General features: G+C 55.6%; 3 protein-coding genes. All 3 read right to left on the minus strand.

Translation table 11 applies throughout. The annotated features are described in order from the left end of the window. Window positions 1-200: 200 nt before the first annotated feature. A complete protein-coding gene (gene ltrA, locus PQR02_RS39950) occupies window positions 201-1,838 on the minus strand; it encodes a group II intron reverse transcriptase/maturase (protein WP_408243314.1) in 1,638 nt (545 codons plus the stop codon). A gap of 499 nt (window positions 1,839-2,337) precedes the next feature. After that, window positions 2,338-2,631 carry a hypothetical protein gene (locus PQR02_RS39955; RefSeq protein WP_408243315.1) on the minus strand — a complete coding sequence of 98 codons (294 nt, stop codon included), beginning with the start codon at window positions 2,629-2,631 and terminating at the stop codon, window positions 2,338-2,340. Beyond that, window positions 2,594-3,278 (minus strand): transposase (locus PQR02_RS39960; protein ID WP_408243316.1); only part of this gene is annotated, 685 nt, incomplete at its 5' end. The genes PQR02_RS39955 and PQR02_RS39960, both read right to left, overlap by 38 nt.

Consider the following 3,278-nt stretch of genomic DNA (forward strand, 5'->3'; position numbering starts at 1 on the left):
TTCATGGCGCGATGCGCGATCCATGAACTGCGTGCCCTGCGATGACGCTCAGCAGTAGTGGCGCAGGTTGTCGGGTAGCTGGGCGCGGTCACCCGCGTCCAGCCCCCTCAGAACCGTGCATGGGTCTTTCGATCCACACGGCTCAAGCCTCTGCAAAGGCATCTTTCGACACCCGGTTTCACAACTGTATTTCCGGCAGACTAATGATTTCTACGGCAATTGAGATGGTACATCTGAAGGTTGCCTGCGGCATCCGACCCGCCCTCGGCTCTCGTCACAATATGACGAACATCCCAGGGGGTGCCCTTTGTGATGGGTTCCTGGCAGGTCGAACACATGCCATCCTGCCTTCGCCAAACACGGTAAAACTTCGCACGGCCTTTTGATGAGTTCTGCATTTTCGTGGCCCATCGGGACTCGAAGTAATGCTCCCATTCTGGGTCGTACGGATTGGCGTTGGCTCTGATCTTGATATGCCGCTGGATTGGCGTATCCGATTCTTGTAGCAGGGTGAGCTCTCGTTGCGTTCCATCTTCTTGTTTTTCTGTGACGGCAAATACCCAGTTCCGGGCGCCCCGGGTCTTGAAGTATTTCTCTTTGACCCAGCGGGCTCCCTTGTTCGGATGTCTTCTTACCGCCCATCGCCATAGCATCGACCAGACATCGGTATCAACCCGAGCGAAGGTTTCCTTGGCGACTACATGGCTGTGGTAATTCGCCCATCCACGTAATATCGGATTGAGCAGCCTTATCAGGTTTGCCTGTTTAGCCATCTTGTTGGCCTTGATGACTTCACGGATTTTGTCAAGATGCGCTTTGACGTTCGCTTTGGACGGCTTCATGAGCAGCTTGCCGTCGTACCGGCGAATGTTCCATCCGAGGAAGTCAAATCCCTCCCTGATATGCGTTATTTTGGTCTTCTCTGGCGATAGGACTAACCCGCGTTCGGCCAGAAATTCAACCACTGCGGGCTTGACTTCCTGTTCCAGCCATTCTTTCGAATTGCCGGTGATGATGAAGTCGTCAGCGTAACGCACCATGTTCATTTTCAGACCGCTCGACTTTGCCCGCGGAAATTTCTCCCCAAGCATTGCCTCAAGACCATCCAGTGTCATGTTGGCCGCCACCGGTGAAATGATGCCCCCTTGCGGGGTCCCGGCGTCGGTAGGGAAGAGCTCGTTTTGATATATGAATCCCGCCTCGAGCCACTTCTTTAAGATCGCCTTGTCCGTTGGGATATTGGCGACCATCCAGTTGTGACTGATTTGGTCGAAACAGCTTTTGATGTCGGCCTCTAGCACCCATTTCGCACTGTTCTTTTTTGCGAGGCAGTTGAAGCATTGTTCCCCAGCATCGGCAGTTGAGCGTTCCGGCCTGAACCCATAGGAATTCGGGTCGGCGGTGGTTTCCGCAATTGGTTCGAGCGCCAGCAGATACAACGCTTGCTGTGCTCGATCAATCATGCACGGTATGCCGAGCGGCCTCTGTTTTCCATTCTTCTTCAGAATAAAAACTCTTCGAAGCGGAAGAGCCGAATAACCCCGCCTCTTCATCGACCCAATCGCGTTGGTCTTTGCCACCGGTGTTTTCCACGTGACCTTGTCCACACCGGCGGTATTCTTGCCTTTGTTTTCAGTCACCCGCTTGACGGCTAAAGCTTTGCCGCTAAACGAGTGGGTCAGCAGCCATTGCAAGGCTTTCACCTTGCTGTGGCGGCCAGCCTGTGACGCCTTCACAATACGCGTCTGCAGCCCTCTTACATGCCGTTGGACTTTGGCCCAGTTGATGCCGTCCCACGTCACGCCAGAAGGTGCACGCGCCCGTGTTGCTGCACTCATTTGCTCTCCTTCCGTAAAGATGGTTCTGGAAACTCTCTGGTGAAGAGAGACCATGAGGAAGTCTGCCCGCTTTCGCGTGAGGTGATGTTTCAACCCCTATCCGTCCCGTTACAGGCCGGCGTTCGCTTAGTCCTCGTTCCTGTTCCCGCACCGCCATAAGCAGACCTTGCGGTATGCCGTCCCAGAAGGGAGCGATACGAGGTTTCCACGTTCCACCTGCAAAAGTACGTCGGGTTAGGTGCCTGCTATCGACCGGGAGGCGCATGGGTCACGAGGACGTAATGATTAAACGCCGCTCCCACCTCCGTTACCGTTTGGTCCGAGCGTATTAGCCACTTCCGCTCGTTCTATATCACGATCTTTATCGCAGATTCAAATATTTTCACCGTGCCGACTATCTAGCACTTTTCCGGCTTATGGCTACCAGAAGGGCACTCTTCTCGCGATTTGTGCCCCGCACCTTGAGGTGCTTCGTTACGTTGTCAGGGTCGCTCTTTATTCAGACCCCTAGATGCACCCGGTGACACGGGTGGTTCCCTCCATTGAAGTGGGAACAACTTCTACAGGCGACTTCGTGTCGCACGATCATCGTATAGGCGAGCGTCTTGAACGCGTAGTGCACGTGACTGATGCGTTCGAAGCGCAGCAACAGACGGCGAAACTTATCCTCCCAGGCAAAGACGCGTTCAATGGTCCTGAAGCGCTCCTCGAAGATGTCCGGATCAAAGCGCTGCTTGCGGCCCCGCTTCGGGGTTTTACGCCCGCGCGGATTTTCCGGAATGTTGGACACCATGCCCCGGTTGAAAATGGCCTTGCGGTTGGCCCGGCAGTCGTAGACGCCGTCCAGACTGACGCTCAAGCCCTGTAAGTCCATGCCGATGGCGTGGGCCACTGGGTGAGTCTGGGCGCAAGGCGTCGCGCAACAACAACGGCGATTCGTCGCGGTTGCCCGGCGCACATATGAATGGCGCGATGATGTTGCAGTCCCGGTCACAGAAGGCCACGACCTTGTCGCCCTTGAGATGCTTGTGACCGCTGTAGCCGAGATTGTCGCCGCCTTTTTTCGCCGCCGTCGTTGTGCCATCGCCATGAATGACCGTCAGATCGAGCAGCTGGTCATCATGAAGCCTGGTCACCGAGCCGGCAAAGATGGCATCCATGCAACCGTCGGCCTGCCAGCGCCGCATCAGCCGGTAGATACGCGTGTAGTGGATTTCGCGGCGGCCTTTGGCATTCCTTTCGATCGGCAGCATCTTCCATTGACAGCCCATGTACAGCACTCGCAGGATGTAGTTGAAGATCTTGTGCAAGGGCAGCGTGGGAGGAGGTCCTCGACGACCCCGCCTCAGATGCGGCAAGACAAACTGCTCGAACTGCTCCAGGCTCAATTCCGTTGGAATCACTTGCCAGCTTGGGTTTCCGGTCATTCGCTGCGTCCAG

It is taken from the genome of Paraburkholderia sediminicola, assembly GCF_046026895.1.
Classification (GTDB): Bacteria; Pseudomonadota; Gammaproteobacteria; order Burkholderiales; family Burkholderiaceae; genus Paraburkholderia; species Paraburkholderia sediminicola_C.

What these genes read in the sequence shown, in the direction of transcription:
- PQR02_RS39955 (WP_408243315.1), bottom strand. Translation starts at nt 2,631, where the DNA reads ATGGTGTCCAACATTCCGGAAAATCCGCGCGGGCGTAAAACCCCGAAG.
- ltrA (WP_408243314.1), bottom strand. Translation starts at nt 1,838, where the DNA reads ATGAGTGCAGCAACACGGGCGCGTGCACCTTCTGGCGTGACGTGGGAC.